Annotated in this window: 16 protein-coding genes; all 16 read left to right on the forward strand. The window is 43.6% G+C overall.

Translation table 11 applies throughout. From position 1 onward, the window contains the following. Nucleotides 1-44 precede the first annotated feature (44 nt). The 16 genes from KOL94_RS00130 (at nucleotide 45) to KOL94_RS00205 (ending at nucleotide 17,431) form a co-directional block, all read left to right on the forward strand. Nucleotides 45-1,340, forward strand: a complete 1,296-nt coding sequence (locus tag KOL94_RS00130; protein ID WP_221563064.1) for an MFS transporter — start codon at nucleotides 45-47, stop codon at nucleotides 1,338-1,340. Nucleotides 1,341-1,396: 56 nt separating this feature from the next. Then, complete coding sequence (locus KOL94_RS00135; RefSeq protein ID WP_221563066.1) at nucleotides 1,397-2,707, forward strand: aromatic ring-hydroxylating oxygenase subunit alpha; 1,311 nt, start codon at nucleotides 1,397-1,399, stop codon at nucleotides 2,705-2,707. Between the two features lie 14 nt (nucleotides 2,708-2,721). Further along, nucleotides 2,722-3,231 carry an aromatic-ring-hydroxylating dioxygenase subunit beta gene (locus KOL94_RS00140; RefSeq protein WP_221563068.1) on the forward strand — a complete coding sequence of 170 codons (510 nt, stop codon included), beginning with the start codon at nucleotides 2,722-2,724 and terminating at the stop codon, nucleotides 3,229-3,231. 87 nt (nucleotides 3,232-3,318) lie between these two features. Then, entirely contained in the window at nucleotides 3,319-4,287 is a 969-nt protein-coding gene (locus KOL94_RS00145) for an MBL fold metallo-hydrolase (protein WP_221563070.1), read from the forward strand. 47 nt (nucleotides 4,288-4,334) lie between these two features. Then, nucleotides 4,335-5,120 carry a 3-(cis-5,6-dihydroxycyclohexa-1,3-dien-1-yl)propanoate dehydrogenase gene (gene hcaB, locus KOL94_RS00150; RefSeq protein ID WP_221563072.1) on the forward strand — a complete coding sequence of 262 codons (786 nt, stop codon included), beginning with the start codon at nucleotides 4,335-4,337 and terminating at the stop codon, nucleotides 5,118-5,120. A gap of 63 nt (nucleotides 5,121-5,183) precedes the next feature. Beyond that, complete coding sequence (locus KOL94_RS00155; RefSeq protein WP_221563074.1) at nucleotides 5,184-6,011, forward strand: alpha/beta fold hydrolase; 828 nt, start codon at nucleotides 5,184-5,186, stop codon at nucleotides 6,009-6,011. Further along, entirely contained in the window at nucleotides 6,012-6,800 is a 789-nt protein-coding gene (locus KOL94_RS00160; RefSeq protein WP_221563076.1) for an IclR family transcriptional regulator, read from the forward strand. Nucleotides 6,801-7,006: 206 nt separating this feature from the next. After that, nucleotides 7,007-7,543: a TetR/AcrR family transcriptional regulator gene (locus KOL94_RS00165; protein ID WP_221563078.1), complete on the forward strand. Its 537-nt coding sequence runs from the start codon at nucleotides 7,007-7,009 to the stop codon at nucleotides 7,541-7,543. Between the two features lie 314 nt (nucleotides 7,544-7,857). Next, nucleotides 7,858-8,751, forward strand: coding sequence for a beta-keto acid cleavage family enzyme (locus KOL94_RS00170; protein ID WP_221563079.1), 894 nt, complete (start codon nucleotides 7,858-7,860; stop codon nucleotides 8,749-8,751). A gap of 2 nt (nucleotides 8,752-8,753) precedes the next feature. After that, nucleotides 8,754-9,701 carry an L-carnitine dehydrogenase gene (locus KOL94_RS00175; RefSeq protein ID WP_221563080.1) on the forward strand — a complete coding sequence of 316 codons (948 nt, stop codon included), beginning with the start codon at nucleotides 8,754-8,756 and terminating at the stop codon, nucleotides 9,699-9,701. Between the two features lie 15 nt (nucleotides 9,702-9,716). Beyond that, nucleotides 9,717-10,187 (forward strand): thioesterase family protein, encoded by a 471-nt coding sequence (locus KOL94_RS00180; protein ID WP_311775086.1) that lies wholly within the window; start codon nucleotides 9,717-9,719, stop codon nucleotides 10,185-10,187. A gap of 37 nt (nucleotides 10,188-10,224) precedes the next feature. After that, nucleotides 10,225-11,424, forward strand: a complete 1,200-nt coding sequence (locus tag KOL94_RS00185; protein ID WP_221563082.1) for a quaternary amine ABC transporter ATP-binding protein — start codon at nucleotides 10,225-10,227, stop codon at nucleotides 11,422-11,424. After that, nucleotides 11,421-12,251: an ABC transporter permease gene (locus KOL94_RS00190; RefSeq protein ID WP_221563083.1), complete on the forward strand. Its 831-nt coding sequence runs from the start codon at nucleotides 11,421-11,423 to the stop codon at nucleotides 12,249-12,251. The genes KOL94_RS00185 and KOL94_RS00190 overlap by 4 nt, the downstream gene beginning before the upstream one ends. A 16-nt stretch (nucleotides 12,252-12,267) precedes the next feature. Further along, a complete protein-coding gene (locus KOL94_RS00195; protein WP_221563084.1) occupies nucleotides 12,268-13,140 on the forward strand; it encodes a glycine betaine ABC transporter substrate-binding protein in 873 nt (290 codons plus the stop codon). Nucleotides 13,141-13,514: 374 nt separating this feature from the next. Then, nucleotides 13,515-15,467, forward strand: a complete 1,953-nt coding sequence (locus KOL94_RS25560) for an N-acyl-D-amino-acid deacylase family protein (RefSeq protein ID WP_221563085.1) — start codon at nucleotides 13,515-13,517, stop codon at nucleotides 15,465-15,467. A 461-nt stretch (nucleotides 15,468-15,928) separates the two neighbouring features. Continuing rightward, nucleotides 15,929-17,431 (forward strand): M81 family metallopeptidase, encoded by a 1,503-nt coding sequence (locus tag KOL94_RS00205; protein ID WP_221563086.1) that lies wholly within the window; start codon nucleotides 15,929-15,931, stop codon nucleotides 17,429-17,431. The last annotated feature ends 29 nt before the right edge of the window (nucleotides 17,432-17,460 follow it).

Genomic DNA, 17,460 nt, shown 5'->3' on the forward strand with positions numbered 1-17,460 from the left:
TAGAATAAATAAAAATCTCTCATATTAAAAAGGAGGTTGTAACGATGGTAAGTACGCAAAAGCGATGGCTTTATATTGCGATGCCGATATTTTTCTTTTGGTTCTTCGGGCAAATTGATAAGCTAGGGATTTCAATCGTACAAACCGATCCAGGATTTTTGAATGACCTTGGTCTCACGGGTTCCAGTGCAAATGCAAAAATCGGCTTTTTAACGTTCATCTTTATGGTAGCTTACGCCGTTTCGAATGTTTTCTGGGGGTTTGTCATCGATAAACTCGGTGCAAGGAAGACAGCACTTTTGGGTGTAACCGTCTGGACAGCTACGATGGTGATGGCAGGAATGGCCAACTCTTATGAGATGTTCATGTGGAGTCGGATCATCCTCGGTATCGGTGAAGGGATGATGATTCCGGTGTCAGGAAAGTTCATCGCAAGCTGGTTTAACAGAAATGAAATTGGACGTGCACAAGCATCCTGGATAACCGGAAACTACCTTGGACCAGCAATCGGTGCTGTATTCCTGACACTTATTATTTCAACATTGACTTGGCACGCATCTTTCTTTTTCCTTGCGCTATGCAACTTGCTTATCAATATCCCGATGTTCTTGTTCCTGACGCGAAACAAGCCGGAAGACCATCCGGGAGTCAGTAAAGAGGAATTAGCCCATATTCGAAAAACCGAGTCTTTTGATAAGAGTGTCACCAAACAGAATTTTGCACAAGATTTCCGTTTCTGGATTGTTTGGTTCGGAATGGTTATGGCTTCATTTCTTTTCTTCGGGATCAGTATATGGCTTCCAACGTATTTAGTACAGGCTAAAAATTTTGATATTGAATCAATGACAGGAATCACATCATTATCATGGATGTTCGCACTAGGTTTTGTTCTGATTTGCGGTTTCTTATCGGATAAAACCAAACGTCCTAGTTTATTGGCCACCATCTTGTTCATATTGTGCGCAACGTTCTTGACAGTAGCGTCTACCACATCGATTCCGATCATAGCGGGCTTATGTTTAGGGCTAGCTATGGGTACGATGGGTGGTGTCTTCCACCTTAGTAACTTATTCATCGTAAAATATTCTACGAAAGAAACAGCAGGTCGTGCAGCAGGACTGATGGGATTCACCAATATATTTGGAGGATTCGCGAGCTATGTCATGGGTTGGATGAGAGATTTATCCGGGGGAGACTTCGGGCCTTCTATCATCTTGATGATTCTAGTCGCAGGGTTAGGTTTCATAGCCTATCTGTTTACATTGAAGAAAGAGGCAGAGGAAGTCAATTTACTGAATAAAGAATTAGAGCGACAGGGACTCACCGATTATAGTGCATAATTCAAAAAGATAGGTTGATAGAAGCGAATGATTTGAACTGCAAGGAGGTAATTCAGATGATCGATACGAAAACAGATGTACACTTGGACGAGATGTCACGTACACAACTGGCCGACTATTTAATGGAGACCGTTCGGCCTGAGGAAGGAATCATCCCTGCTTACATCATGGGAGATGAAAATGTCAACAAGCTAGAGCATGAAAAAATTTTCATGAAAACATGGGTATTCATCGCACACGAATCAGAGGTTCCCAATAAGGGAGACTTCATTACAAGGGATTTGGCTGGATATTCAGTCATTGTTTCAAGAGGGCAGGATGGTATCCTCCGTGCTTTCTACAACATGTGCACACATCGCGGTATGAAGCTTTGCCGTGCAGATAAAGGGAACAAAGGCCAGTTCACATGTCCCTATCACGGCTTTACGTTTAAAAACAACGGTGACTTGATCGGGGTGCCGCTCCAGAAGGACATTTATGGAGGTCAGCTCGATTTGGATCAAATGTCCTTGCATGGTGTGACGTTAGCTACTTACAAAGGATTGGTTTTTGGAACGTGGAATGAGGATCCCGAGCCTTTATCCGATTTTCTCGGTGATTTCAAATGGTATCTTGATATTGTGGTCGGTCGTGCAGAGATGGAGGTCGTAGGACCACCGCAGAAATTCATCGTCCATTCCCAATGGAAGATCGGTTCTGATAATTTTGTCAGTGATTCCTATCATACGATGGTTACGCACGGATCGATTGCAAAATTGGGAATGGTGCCAAATGCGGTTTATTCAAAAAAAGGATACCAGGTTCATGTTGAAAACGGTCATGGCTGTAACATAGGGATGCCGAATCCGGATTTCGCGTTCCCAGAAGGACTCATTCCAGAGTACAAGGAAAATTTATCAGCCGACCAGTTCGAGTTGATGTCAAAGGTTAAAAACATGATCGGCACGGTATTCCCGAATTTATCGTTTCTTATTTCCCATACGAAAATAAAAGGGAAGCTCATTTCCAATACGACACTCCGGTTATGGAAACCAATTGCACACGATAAGATGGAGGTCATGACATGGTTCCTTGTCGATAAAAATGCATCTGAAGATTGGAAGAACCGCTCGCGTGAATCGTACATCCTGACATTCAGTCCATCAGGCATTTTTGAACAAGATGATACAGAAGTGTTTACAGACATTACCCAGGCAGCATCAGGGACAATCCCTGCAGCAAAGAATTTCAATTACAATTATACGATGGGGATGCACAGGGAGCCGGTCGATGACTTTATTGGACCTGGCATTGTGTATCCGGATAAATTCACCGAAGCGGGTTCACGGAACTATTATTCGTACTGGTTAAACTTGATGAAGGCATAAAGGGGGAATCAGATATGGATATCGGGAAGGTACTGACAAAATATGAATTTGAGCAATGGTTATATGAGGAAGCCAAACTTCTTGATGAAATCGACTTTGACGGATGGTTCGATCTGATGCATTCCGATTTGAAATACGAAATGCCTGTCCGCGTGAACAAGGAAGGAATGGAACGTCCGGACTATTCCGTTGACATGTTTGCATTTCAGGATGACATCGAAACGATGAAAATAAGAGTGGATCGACTGAAGACGGAATATGCTTGGGCGGAAATGCCTCCATCACGTACACGGAGATTTGTCAGCAATGTGCGTGTTCTCGACTATGTAGAAAACGAAAAAGCGGTTGTTCGCAGCTACTTGCTCATTTATAGAAGTCGATCGACGGACATACATCACGACTTGATTTCAGGTGAACGCCAAGATGAATTCAAGTTTGCCGACGGCAGATGGAAACTATCAAAACGGTTTTTCCTCGTAGACCAGACGACATTGAATACACGTAATCTAGCAATATTTGTATAAAAGGTACTGGTAGAGCATTGGATGGTTTTCCACTAGTGAATGCCGACCTAGTGAAAAATCTATACGAAAATATCGGAGGGTAGTAGGGTGAAGAAAACAGCGATAACTTCTGTCGTCTTTTTATTGATTTCGTTTACCTTTTTAACATTGTCATCACCGTTACTTGGAAAATCGGATCTTGAATCGAACTTTAAAGTCACCCTTTTAGGAACTGGTTCTCCTCTTTTAAGCATGTCCCGTTTTGGACCAGGAACTCTTGTAGAGGTCGGGGATGAAAAGCTGCTTTTTGATGCAGGACGTGGTACTGCTCTCAGACTGGATCAGGCGAACGTAGCTCCTGGAAAAGTAGATAAGTTGTTTCTGACTCATCTACATTCGGATCATACGGTAGGGATTCCCGATGTTTGGCTGACAGGTGCTTTGCCAACAGCCGGAAAAAGGGAGCTACCGTTTAAAATCTGGGGGCCAAAGGGTACAAAAAAGATGATGTCCCATATGGAAAAAGCTTTTGCTGCTGATATTGATGCTCGGTATGAATCAGGAAATGAAAACACTGAAGGTTTGGGTGTTGAAGCACAAGATATAAAGCAAGGTGTCGTCTATGAACAGGACGGCATTGAAGTGATTGCTTTCTTGGTGGATCACAAATCAATCGAACCAAGTTATGGCTATCGGATCAATTATAATGGACATTCAGTGGTCATCTCAGGAGATACTAGATACAATGAAAATTTAATTCATTTTGCAAAAGGTACTGATGTAATCGTACATGAAGTTGCTGCAGCAAGGCCAGATGATGCAGAAAATTCAGAAGCCATATCAAATATCCTTTCTCTCCATACAACCCCTGAAGAGGCAGGTAAAGTGTTTAGCCAGGTAAAACCCAAGCTTGCTGTTTATACGCATATTGTATTGCTTGGTGGGCTTACTGACGAAGAGGCTGACTTTCTTGGTAGAACTCAAAAGACATATTCCGGTCCAGTTGTCGTAGGAGAGGATCTTATGTTTATTGATGTTGGAGACGAGGTAGACGTTCACATGAAAAATTTTGAATAAGGATCACGGTTACAACGATGCTTAGCATAGAAGGAGTGAGGTAATGAATGGGGTGTTTAGAAGGGAAAGTTGCGCTTATTACTGGTGGAGGTGCCGGGATAGGGGGCTCTATAGTTGAACGTTTCTTAAATGAAAATGCGAAGGTATGTGTATTTGACCTTTCTGAGGAACGGTTGGCATTGCTAGAGCAAAAATACGGGGATCGAATAACGACTTATTGTGGAGACGTAAGAAACTATCAAGATAATGAACAAGCCGTTACATCAGCTGTGAACGCTTTTGGCAAGCTTGATATTTTCGTTGCAAACGCTGGTGTGTTCGACGGTTTTACTAAACTGATTGATTTGAAGCCTGATGTTTTGAGTGAAGCGTACGAGGAACTTTTCTCTATCAATGTGAAAGGTTATTTATTCGGTGCAAGAGCTTCATTGCCTGAGCTAGTGAAGACAAATGGTAACATGATTTTTACGATTTCAGGTGCTTCCTTTTATCCAGATGGAGGAGGGGCACTTTATACAGCAAGTAAACATGCGGGACTCGGTTTGATTCGCCAGCTGGCTTTTGAGGCAGCACCGAATGTCCGGGTCAATGGTGTAGCTCCAGGTGGAACTATTACGGAATTAACGGTTACGCCAACTCTGAAACCATATTATATACCTAAGACTTCCGACGATAGAAAAGAGAGCATTAAAAACAGGAATCCATTAAAGATTGCGATGCAACCAGAAGATCATGTTGCGAGTTATATTCTACTCGCCTCAGACCAATCACGGGCCATTACCGGAGAAGTAATCTCGAGTGATGGAGGTCTCGGTGTACGAGGGCTATGTTAGTTTTTTACAGGAAGGAAAGATTTAACATTGGATGTTTTTCCTATATAATTGGAGGTGACTTAAGTGCCTTATGTACAAGTAGATGATTTAACTATTCATTATGAACGGGAGGGTAAAGGAACCCCGTTAGTATTATTACATGGTATGGGAAATAATTCTCAATCATGGGGAAAACAGATAGAAGTTCTTAAGAAATATTATACAGTTATTGCTTGGGATGCTCCGGGATATGGAAAAAGTTCGGACCCTCCAATAGAACTTACTCAATTTAAAGAGTTTGCAATAATACTTAAAAAGTTCCTGGATAAGTTAAACTTAGAGAAAGTACACCTTCTCGGACATTCTATGGGTGCTGCAACCGCGATCGATTTTGTCAACCTATATCCATGTCTTGTAGAAGCGTTAATTTTAGCGGATACTACAAGAGGTTCAGCTGCTCTGAATGATGAAGAAAATGAAAGAAGATTAAATAGCAGGTTATCTTCTATTGATAGGATGTCTCCTGAGGAGCTAGCAAAACAAAGAGTGCCGAATCTGCTCTCTCCTTATGCTTCAGAGGAGGTACGAAATCAAGCGGCATACATCATGTCACAAGTCAGACCTGCGGGATATAGGTCTGTTGCTTATTCGTTGTACCATGCTGACCAAATGGATCTATATCCGCAAATAAGCGTCCCAACACTCATAATATGTGGTGAAGAAGACAAGGTAACACCTGTTAGTGAATCGAAAATCATTCACAAAAAAATCTCCAATTCCGAACTTGTTACCATTCCAAAGACAGGGCATTTATGTTACCAGGAAGAGCCTGCTTTATTTAATTCATGCGTCATTCAATTCTTGCAGGAATGTCAGTCAGATGGAAAGTATAAAAAGGAGATGAAAACATAAGTGTCAAATGAAGAGAAGGATCGATACCTTTCAAATTCTCTGGTGAGAGGTTTGGAAATATTAAAAATGTTTAATGAAGACAAGCCAACTCTTTCGTTAGCTGAAATCGCAAACAATTTAGGGGTAAGCAGGACCACCCCGTTTCGACTGTTGTATACACTTCAAACGATGGGATACTTGTACCAAGATGAAAATACTAAGCGGTATGAGCTGTCTCCAAAAGTGTTGGAGTTAGGGTTTGCGTATTTGAACGGAATGCAGCTTCCTGAAATTGCGAGGCCCTATCTGGAAGAGCTCAGAGATAAAACGGGTGCTTCAGTCCATATTGGTATTTTAGATGGCAGGGAAGTAGCGTATATTGCGAGAGTACCAGGAAAAGGGGTCACTACGATCAACGTCACAATTGGTTCGAGGCTACCTGCCCATGCCACCTCTATGGGCAAAATATTGCTTGCTTATCAACCAAAGGAAGATCTGAAAAATTTTTTATATGGTACAGAACTACAGCCATTTACTGAGCAAACAAAAACAGAGATCATGGAGCTTCAGAAGGAATTGAAAAATATAAGGCAGAGAGGGTATTCGATAAGTAATGAGGAGTTCGAAAATGGGATCCGTTCTATCGCAGCCCCGATTTTCAACAATAAAGGATCCGTCATTGCTTCTGTAAATGTAGTTGCTCCTGTTACTGTATTAGATGATGATTTAAGTGAAGAAGTTGTTTTGCCAGCTCTTCGTAAAACCGCAAACCAGCTTTCTGCTATTTCGGGTTATCGTCTTACTAAATAGAGGTTTTAAATCCTAGACTTTTAAAGTACCAGTCCGTTAAGGACAGATTGGTACTTTTTTTATTATGTCAATTTAATATTGAATGCCAAACTATGGGTTAAAGCGTATAGAAAGCATTTGAGGAGGGCATGAAAGAAATAGTTGCAAACTATACCGTCTGGATAGTATAGTTGTGGTATTGACTTTAATAGTAGGGGAGATCATACATGGGAAGGTATTCTAAAAAAGTTGAAATTCTTCATGCTGCATCCAAAGTTGTCAGTGAGCAAGGGATTTTTAATTTAACGTTAGAAGCAGCAGCCAAGGAAGCTGGAATCAGCAAAGGCGGATTGCTTTATCATTATCCAAGTAAAGAAGCTTTAGTTCAGGGAATGGTGGAACATTTGGCCCAAAATTATCAAGAAAAAATTCGTCATAACGCAGAAATCGATCAAGAGGCGAAAGGCAGATGGACACGTTCTTTTTTAGATGTAACCTTTAACCAAAGCTATGAAAATAAAGACATGAATGCCGGACTGTTGGCAGCAAAAGCAGTCAATTCGGATTTATTACAACCGATTCGTGAGGCTTATGCCAATTGGCAGCATGAGATTGAGAATGACGGACTGGATCCAGTAAAAGCGACGATCATTCGACTAGCAATCGATGGAATTTGGCTTTCCGAACTCTTTGATATTTATCAAATAGAGGAAGAGAAAAAAGATGAGGTTTACAGAACGTTAAAAGCATGGACTGAGGAATAAGCACTCTCCATCCAATGGGTGGAGTTTTTTACATTTAAAGAAAGTGGTTTTGGCTTGGCTTTGTCAGGTTTTCTTTATGTTCTTCTGAAATCTTTGGTTACTTTGGTTGTGATTTTTCATAAAACTGTTCCCCTTAACGGCGCGTAAGTCTCCAGCCCCAATTTAGCGCAAAAAAATGAGTCATTTTCCTCATTTAAGTAAGTTATTCCCTTGAAACAGAACCGTCTGGATGGTACAGTTTGTATTGGATTAACAAACCGTCCGGATGGTATAGTAAAATTTTGGCGAAGAGAACCCTAAAGGAGGAAATGAAATTGAATCATAAAGTTTTATTAACCGCAGCGGTTACAGGAGCTGGAGACACGACTGATAAGAACCCACATGTTCCAGTGACGCCTAAGGAGATTGCCGAATCAGCAATTGCTTCGGCTAAAGCTGGTGCTACGGTTGCCCATGTCCATGCCCGTGACCCGAAAACAGGCGGGATCAGCCACAATATCGAGCACTACCGTGAAATCGTTGATCGTATCCGTGAATCAGAGACAGATGTGGTCATTAATATTACATCAGGCGGTGGAGGCGATTTTATACCGAGTTTAGCTACGCCTGCAGCTGGTGGAGACGGAACAGATATCCAGACACCAGCCGAACGTCACCAACCAGTAGGTGAACTGCTTCCAGAAATGTGTACACTGGACTGCGGCAGTACAAACTTCGGCAATATGATTTACTTAAGCCCGACAGATTGGTTGCGTGAACAAGCGAAGCTCATCCAGGAAAGCGGCGTGAAGCCAGAGCTTGAATGCTTTGATACGGGTCATATTCGTTTTGCGAAACAATTGATCCAAGAAGGCCTCATCGAGGGAGATCCTATGTTTCAATTTTGCTTAGGTATTCCATGGGGAGCAGAAGCGGACGCAGAGACGATGCTCTATATGAAAAATCGATTGCCGGATAATGCGCATTGGTCAGCGTTTGGAATTGGCCGAATGCAGATGCCGATGGCTGCTCAAGCAGCAATGCTCGGCGGAAATGTCCGAGTAGGTCTGGAAGATAACCTTTATCTGAAAAAAGGGGTTATGGCGAGAAACGACCAGCTTGTAGAAAAAGCAGTCACGCTGTTGCACAATCAAGGGCTAGAACCGATGACACCGCAAGAAGCACGCGAGCAATTCAACCTTCGCTCCCCTCATACAGGAGGTGCGTAACGATGCAAAACATTGCAGTAATTGGAACAGGCGTAATCGGTAACGGCTGGATCGCCCGCTTCTTATCTCAAGGATATGATGTCGTTGCCTTTGACCCGGCAAAAGGAGCGGAACAACGTACACGCCAGGCGGTTTCCCATGCGTGGAAGTCTTTAGAACAGAAAAGCCTTGTCGAAGGAGCTTCCCAGGATCGATTGCACTTCATGCCTTCGATCGAGGAAGCGGTCGCTCATGCCGACTTTATACAAGAAAATGTACCCGAACGTGAAGCATTAAAGAAGTCTGTGCTGGAGGAGATTGATCAGCACGCAAAGCCGGAAGCGATTATTGCTTCTAGTACCTCTGGCATCATCCCGAGCACGTTACAGGCTGGTTTACAGCACCCCGAGCGGTTTATTGTAGCCCACCCGTTCAACCCAGTCTTTTTGCTTCCTCTTGTAGAGGTGGTAGGTGGAAAGGCTACAAAGGAATCTGTCATTGAGAAGGCTTGCGTATTTTTCGAACGTGTATCCATGAAACCACTTGTGATTCATAAAGAAATCGATGGTCACGTAGCGGATCGTTTGATGGAAGCGCTCTGGCGTGAGGCCCTTCACCTGGTGAATGATGGGGTGGCCACCACGGAAGAAGTCGATACAGCGATCATTTACGGTGCTGGATTAAGATGGGCGCAAATGGGACCATTCCTTACCTTTCATTTAGCTGGCGGAGAACAAGGCATGCGCCATATGCTCGAGCAATTTGGCCCGGCACTCAAGCTGCCATGGACAAAATTAGAAGCACCGGAACTGACAGATGAACTGAAGGAACGCGTCATTGAAGGCTGTGAACGTTATGCAGGAGAAGAATCAGTAGCTGATCTTGAGCGTAAACGAAATGAATTTCTTGTAAAGCTGCTTGATTTAGTAGAAGAATATTGGCCTGAATCTAAGAGTCTTGTAAACAAATAAAAAGGAGGGATGAAAATGCTAGAACCCGTTTCGATCTACGAGGATCAGGTGCACAAAGAGTGGGTGGATTACAACGGCCATATGAATGATGCAGCCTATGCGATTGTCTTCAGCCATGCGGTGGATCATTTCATGGCGTACATCGGATTGGATGAACAAGCCCGGGAGATGCATCGAAACACGATCTTCACGCTGGAAACCCATCTTTGTTATTTGAAAGAGGCGCATGAAAATGAGGAAATCTACGTGTCTGTCCAATTACTGGATGCTGACGCCAAGCGTATTCATCCTTTTTTTGTCATGAAAAATCAAAATGATCAAATAGTGGCGACAAGCGAGCAAATGTTGATGGGGATCGATATGGAAGCAGGCAGACCCGCTCCTTTTCCTGAACCGATCGTTCAAAAGGTGGCTGACTTACAGAAAGCCCACCATTCATTAGAAAAGCCAAAACAAGCAGGCCGTCAAATAGGGATCAAACGTTAACCATCACTTATTCGCAACGAGAGAGGAGACTGAGTAGATGAATAAAATTGAAGTCAACAATTTGACGAAGATTTTCGGATCCAAGCCTAAGCAGGGATTGAAGCGTTTAGAAAACGGAGAAAAGAAAGATCAAATTTTAAAGGATACCGGTATGACCGTAGGGGTCAACCAGGCTTCCTTTGCTGTTCAACCTGGTGAATTCTTTGTCATCATGGGGCTTTCAGGAAGCGGGAAATCCACATTGATCCGCTTGGTAAACCGTCTCATCGAACCGACGGCCGGTGAGGTTTACATTGATGGGGATGACATTACAAAAATGTCCCAATCTACCCTGATCGAAACACGCCGTAAGAAGCTGGGAATGGTCTTTCAAAAATTCGGGCTTTTCCCCCATCGTACGGTTCTTGCCAATGTGGGATACGGATTGGAAATTCAAGGCGTAAAGAAAGAAGAACGAGAACAGAAGGCCATGAAGGCCATTGAGGATGTCGGACTGAAAGGGTATGAGAACAGCCGGCCTGATCAGCTAAGTGGCGGTATGCAGCAACGTGTAGGTTTAGCTCGAGCCCTCGCGAATGATACCGACATTTTATTGATGGACGAAGCCTTCAGTGCCCTTGATCCTCTTATCCGTAAAGAGATGCAAGACGAATTGCTGCACCTGCAGAAGAAAATGGGGAAAACCATCCTATTCATCACGCATGACTTAGATGAAGCTTTGAAGTTGGGCGACCGGGTTGCGATCATGAAGGATGGCCGTATTGTCCAGATAGGGACTTCAGAAGAAATATTGGAAAACCCAGCCGATGAGTATGTCTCGAATTTTGTGAAAGACGTCGACCGCTCAAAAGTGCTGGAAGCGCATCAGGTCATGAAAAAGCCAGAAGTGTTGACAACGTATAAAGATGGTCCAAGAATGGCTGTCCGGAAGATGGAAGAAGCCGGGGCATCAAGCATCTTTGTTGTTGATAAAGAGGATAACTTCAAAGGGCTGCTCACGATTGATGATGCGATTGAAGCGTATAAGAACGAAACGCCACTCGATCACGTTTTAGTCGAGGACGTCCATACGACGTCTAAACATACGCCCCTTAATGATTTGCTCGGGATTGCGGCTGAAACGAAGTATCCAATTGTTGTAGAAGAGGAAGGCAAGCTGATCGGTATTATTTCAAGAGTATCGATTTTATCTGGCCTTGTCTTAGGTAAAGAAAAAGAGGAGGTGGAAGTGGTATGAATTATTTCTATCTGCCTTTGGAAGAATGGACCAATGCTTTTGTGAGTGAATGGCTGCTTCCGGTCATGGGTGATTTTTTCAATCAAATCAGTAATGGTTTGGATGCCTTCATTACAGGCGTGACCGACTTACTGTTAATCATCCCTCCAGAAGCCATCACGCTGATCTTCATCCTGCTTTCCTGGAGGTTTGCAGGAAAAGGCATGGCTCTGTTCACCCTGATCGGCTGCATCTATTTAGGGTCTGTCAATCTTTGGGACGGTGCGATGCAAACCATTGCTGTCGTCATTGTATCAACGATTCTGTCCATTGTCGTCGGAGTGCCTGCTGGAATTCTGAGTGCAACGAATGGAATTGTCGAAAAAATTGTTCGTCCTATCCTTGACTTTATGCAAACGTTGCCGAGCTTTGTCTATTTAATACCAGCTATCCTGTTATTTGGTCTTGGCGGCGTACCAGCAGTCATCGCGACCTTTGTCTTCGCTACACCACCTGCTGTTCGTATGACGACTCTAGGGATCAAGCAAGTACCAGCCGATGTGGTCGAAGCTTCAAGAGCGTTTGGCTCAACACCGAGGCAGCTGCTCTTTAAAGTGCAGCTCCCTATGGCTGTCCCAACGATCATGGCCGGAGTCAATCAGACAATCATGTTAGCTCTTTCCATGGCAGTCATCGCCTCGATGATCGGAGCGCCTGGGCTTGGCTCGACGGTGCTGTCAGGCATTTCGACCGTAAATGTCGGTCTTGGCTTGACAGGCGGTTTAGGAATCGTTGTATTAGCAATCGTTCTTGATCGAATCACACAAGGATTAGGTAAAAAAGTATAAAAGGGAGAGGATCAATATGAAAAAAATTATAATTACAGGACTGATGATGATGTCACTGGCAGCCCTGATTATCGGCTGCTCTTCAAACGAAAAAGGCAGCGGTGAAGCGAGTGAAGGTCAAACCATTACATTTGGTGTGACGCCATGGACAAGTACGGTTCCTCCGACGAAAATCGCCGTGCTCATTCTAGAAGACATGGGATATACAGTGAAAGAAACGAAATCTGATGTTGGCGGTGTTTTCATGGGACTATCCCGTGGTGATGTGGATGTATTCATGGACGCATGGCTTCCTATGCACCAGGTTCACCTGGACAAATTTAAAGACAGTGTAGAAGATACAGCAGTAAGTTACCCAGAGGCGAAGACGGGCTGGGTCGTTCCAACCTACATGGAAGATGTTAATAAGATTTCCGACTTGAAAGGGAAAGAGGACGCGTTTAATAACGAAATGCTAGGGATCGAAGAAGGCGCTAGTGCAACAAAAGAATCGGACAAAATCATCAAAGCGTATGATTTGGACATGAAACAAGTCAACTCATCAGAAGGCGGTATGATCGCTGAGGCCACTCGTCTTATGGCTCAAGAAAAACCTGTTGTGTTCTACGGCTGGCGTCCTCATACGATGTTCAACAAGTATGACTTGAAAGTATTAGAGGATGACAAAGGATTCTTCGGGGCATCTTCTGTTCATGTCATTACCAATAAAGATCTAAAAGAAAAAGCACCGGAAGCGTATGAATTCTTAAGCAACTGGAATATCTCGATTGATGAAGTTGAGAAAATGATTGTAGAGATTGAAGAAAACGGGAAGGACCCAGAGAAGGTCGCTCGTGAGTGGATCGAGAACAACCAGGATAAGGTAAAGAAAATGAAGGGTGAAAAATAAAGAGTAACAACAAACCAGCGTCTGGCATTTGCCAGACGCTGGTTTTTAGGTTAATCATCGTGGCTTCACCACTTAACTCACGTCTTTCCAGAGTGGATCGTATTATGAACGTTCACTGCTTTTCATTGGAAATTCATCGACGTTCAATCAAGAGACTTACAAAATGATTATCGTGCAATTTTCCTATTGGAATAGTCCAAACGCTTGTCATTACTGGATTTTCAAATGATTTCTTGACTGGATATATACGCTCATTTTTTCAGAATAGTGCGAAATATGTATTTTCCTGCGATAAAATAAACTCTAAAGAACGGGCACAAAAAGGAGGTAATCTTGAAAACCTGTGCAAATCGAATTTCTAAGGAGGCAAATCAGTGTATTCATTAAGAAAAAAGAGCGTAACCGTTTTGTTAATGGTGGCATTGCTTCTAGGAATCTTACTAGCAGGTGTTCCAGATGTTGAGCAGTCGAGTGCGAAGAGTAAGCAAGATTACGATATCATCCTGAAAAACGGAACCATAATTGACGGTACCGGGAAGGATCGATATGTCGCTGATGTTGGGATAAACGACGGGTATATCACTTCTATTGGTGATTTGGACCGTGATGAAGGGGCCACTGAAATTGATGTAACAGGAAAAATCGTTTCTCCTGGGTTCATCGATATCCACAGCCATGCTGATACACCCGTTTTAAAAACAGCTAAAAGCTCGATTACGCAAGGGGTCACGACTGAACTATTGAGTCCAGATGGCGGTGGGCCAGTTGACCTCGAAGAAAGATATGCGTTGGAGGATGAAGGACTTGCGATCAACATTGGAAGTTACATCGGGTTTAATGCTGTCTGGGAAGAAGTAGTCGGTTTTGACGATCGTCCGGCTACGGAAGAAGAAATCACAGAAATGCAATCACTCATTGAAAATGCTATGGAAGACGGCGCGTGGGGTGTTTCAGCCGGTCTCTTCTATACACCGGGGAACTATGCTAAAACCAAAGAAGTAATCGATGTTGTCAGTGCAGCAGAAAAGTGGCGGACGAATTTCCCGAACCATATCCGAAATGAAAATACCCATGTGGTCGAAGCAACTGAAGAAACGATTGAAATCGGTGAAGGCGCAGGTTTAGTCCCTGTAGTTACTCATATGAAGGTGATGGGACCGAATAACTGGGGGAAATCCGAAGAGACGATCCGATTGATTCAAGAAGCGAACGAAAGGGGGACTTTTGCTGCAGCAGACCAATACCCTTATCTGGCGAGCCAGACGGGGTTGACCGCCATTGTACCGCCATGGGTGCAAAATGGTGGCCGAGAAGCAATGCTTGAAAGATTCGCTGACCCCGAATTACGGCCACAAATTGAAGAAGAAATCCATGAAATCATCGGCAGCCGTGTCCGGGATGCGAATGACGTCTATTTTCCCACCGAACGAAAAACCTTGCAGGACATTGCTGACGAACGAAGTGTTTCCCCTGGAGAGGCAACCATACAAATCCTTGAAGAGGATGGGAATTTAAGGACGATCTATTTCTTCGGGCACCAGGAAGATTTTGAACAGATCTTAGAAAATCCGACGACTGCTATCGCATCTGACGGAGGTGCGACGGAATCAGATAGTACACACCCAAGACGATACGGGACCCAGCCAAGAGTGCTAGGGAAGCTTGTGAGGGAAGACGGTTTATTATCAATGGAGGAAGCGGTCATGAAAATGACAGGTTTGCCAGCCAACATTATCGGAATGGTAGACCGTGGATTTATTGCGGAAGGAATGGTTGCCGACCTTACCGTCTTTGACGACAAGACAGTAATAGACAAAGCGGACTTTGATGATCCAAAGCAATATGCAGAGGGAATCGAACATGTGCTGGTGAATGGCCAGTTTGCGTTGAGAGACGGGGAATTGACAGGGAACCAGGCTGGACAAGCTCTGAAGAGAAACGGAGACATGCCAAGCCGGCCAATGAGTCTGGATGAGGAGCATCACGTGAAAGTAATTGGCAAAATTGATCAGACCGAAGAAAGAAAAGACCCGCTCATTCATATTTCGATTGAACAAGGAAAGCAAGATTCAAAGTCAAAAGGGACTTTCCGTCTGATCGATAAAAAGAATGGACTACACATCAAGAGCAGAGACATCGGATTGCTTCAAACCTATAAAAGCTGGGCAAGTTTTACGGGAACAGCGAAACTGAAAAACTCAGAAACTGTACCAGTACTTATCAAAATAGATGAAGTAAATCCATTCACAGGCATGCAAACGATCGACATTCAGGCAGGTGACCATCACTATGAAGGTAATTTGAAAGGGAAGATGGATATTCAATAGAACTACAGGAAATGAATATCGTACTATGTTCACGTGCATAGCTCTGTAGGCGATTTCTGTTCGATATACTTTGTGACCTTGCAAATAAATAAATGATACAGAACAATAAAGGCTATCCTGCAGGGAAAGCCTTTATTTATATATCGTTAATTGACAAAAAATTTAAAATCTATTGACATCTTTTGCTTATGTGATTATAATGTGAAGAAATTTAAACTTCAATATCATTCGAAAATAAAGTTTGAACTTCATTTGCTACTTCAAAATAGTTTAACACCACGAAATGTACTACTTTCTACTTTTCATCAGTTCATCTACTCACAGTCATTCACTCATCATTTGCCCTGTCTTTTGTAAATCTTATCATCTATGAATCTCTCAAAAATAAATCGCTTCATTTTTGTTGGTATGTTGGAATCTTTCTCAAGAATGGACCAATTCAAAACCTGGAGGGAATTTTTATGAGAATTTTAACCGGACAAGTTTCACATGAGACCAATACCTTTTCGAATGTCCAAACGACGGAAGAGCTTTTCAAACTATGGGAATGGGATCATAAGGAAAACATTGTTACGAAGCACAGGAAGGTGAGGGATTATTTAGGCGGGATCGTCGATCGTGCAGAAGAGTTGGGAATCGAGATCCTGCCGACCTTTTCAGCATTCACCTATCCATCAGGCTTGATCACTAAAGAAGCTTTCCAAAACATCAAAAAAGAGCTGGTTCAGGCGATTCGGGCGCATAACGATTATGATGCCGTCTGTTTTGCGATGCATGGGGCAGGTACGGTAGATGGCGTCTATGACCTTGAAGGGGAACTGATGGAGCTGATCCGCTCTGAGATCGGAAACGAGATCCCGCTTGTCGTCACATTGGACTTGCACGGCAATCTCACCCAAAAGATGGTAGATCATTCAGACGTCCTGTTAGGCGTGAACTTTTATCCGCATACAGATTCGTATGAACGCGGGGTCGAAGCTGTAGATGTCGCTTGCCAAATCGTAAAAGGTGGATTGAAGCCGACTTCCCATCTGACGAAACTGCCGATGATGATACCGACCTCGACAACGAACCTGCCCCCAGCCAAAACCATCAATGAATACTGCTGGGAAGTCGAGAAGAATCCATCCGTCATCGATTGCACCTTCTTTCATGGATTTCCCTATACCGATATTCCTGATGTCGGTGTGTCCATTATCACGACGACCAATGATGACCCTGAACTAGCGAAAGAACTATCCGGTCAAACGGCAAAGAAATTATGGGAGCACCGCAACGAATTCATTCCTGAACCCATTTCTCCAAAGGGAGGGATCAAGCATGCGCTTGCGGAATCTGGAGCTCCAATCGTCATTAACGAGACCTCTGATAATCCTGGGGGAGGAACGCCAGGTGATGGTACATATCTTCTCGAGGCGATGATCGAATCGAATTTGGAAAAAGCATGTTTCGGGTACATCTACGATCCAGAGGTTGCAGAGAAGGCTCATGAGAGTGGTGCCGGCCGATACATCGACATCAATTTGGGCGGGAAGACAGACAATTTGCATGGACAACCTTTGAAACTTCACGCCTATGTAAAATGCTTATCAGACGGCCAATTCCATCAAAGCTCGCCGATGTGGCAGGGGACGAGGATCAATCTCGGGAAGTCTGCCCGATTGATCGTCAACGGGGTCGATGTCATCGTTTGTTCCGTGAAATCCCAGGTTCTTGATGAACAGATTTTCAAATTGCATGGAATCGATGTCAGCGAGTATAAGATCGTCGCTTTGAAATCCAGCCAGCATTTCAGGGCTGCCTTCGAGTCGATTGCGGATAAGATCATCACCGTCGATTCTCCCGGATTATCAACAATCGACTTTACATCCTTCGACTACAAACGCTTGAGAAGACCAATTTTTCCATTGGACCGTGAAGAAGAGTTTGCGGATGCAAAGATACTCACTGAGGAAAATGTATAGCTTTTAATAATGAAAGGGAGGTAACAGCA

This window comes from Alkalihalobacillus sp. TS-13 (assembly GCF_019720915.1).
Lineage (GTDB): Bacteria > Bacillota > Bacilli > Bacillales > Fictibacillaceae > Pseudalkalibacillus.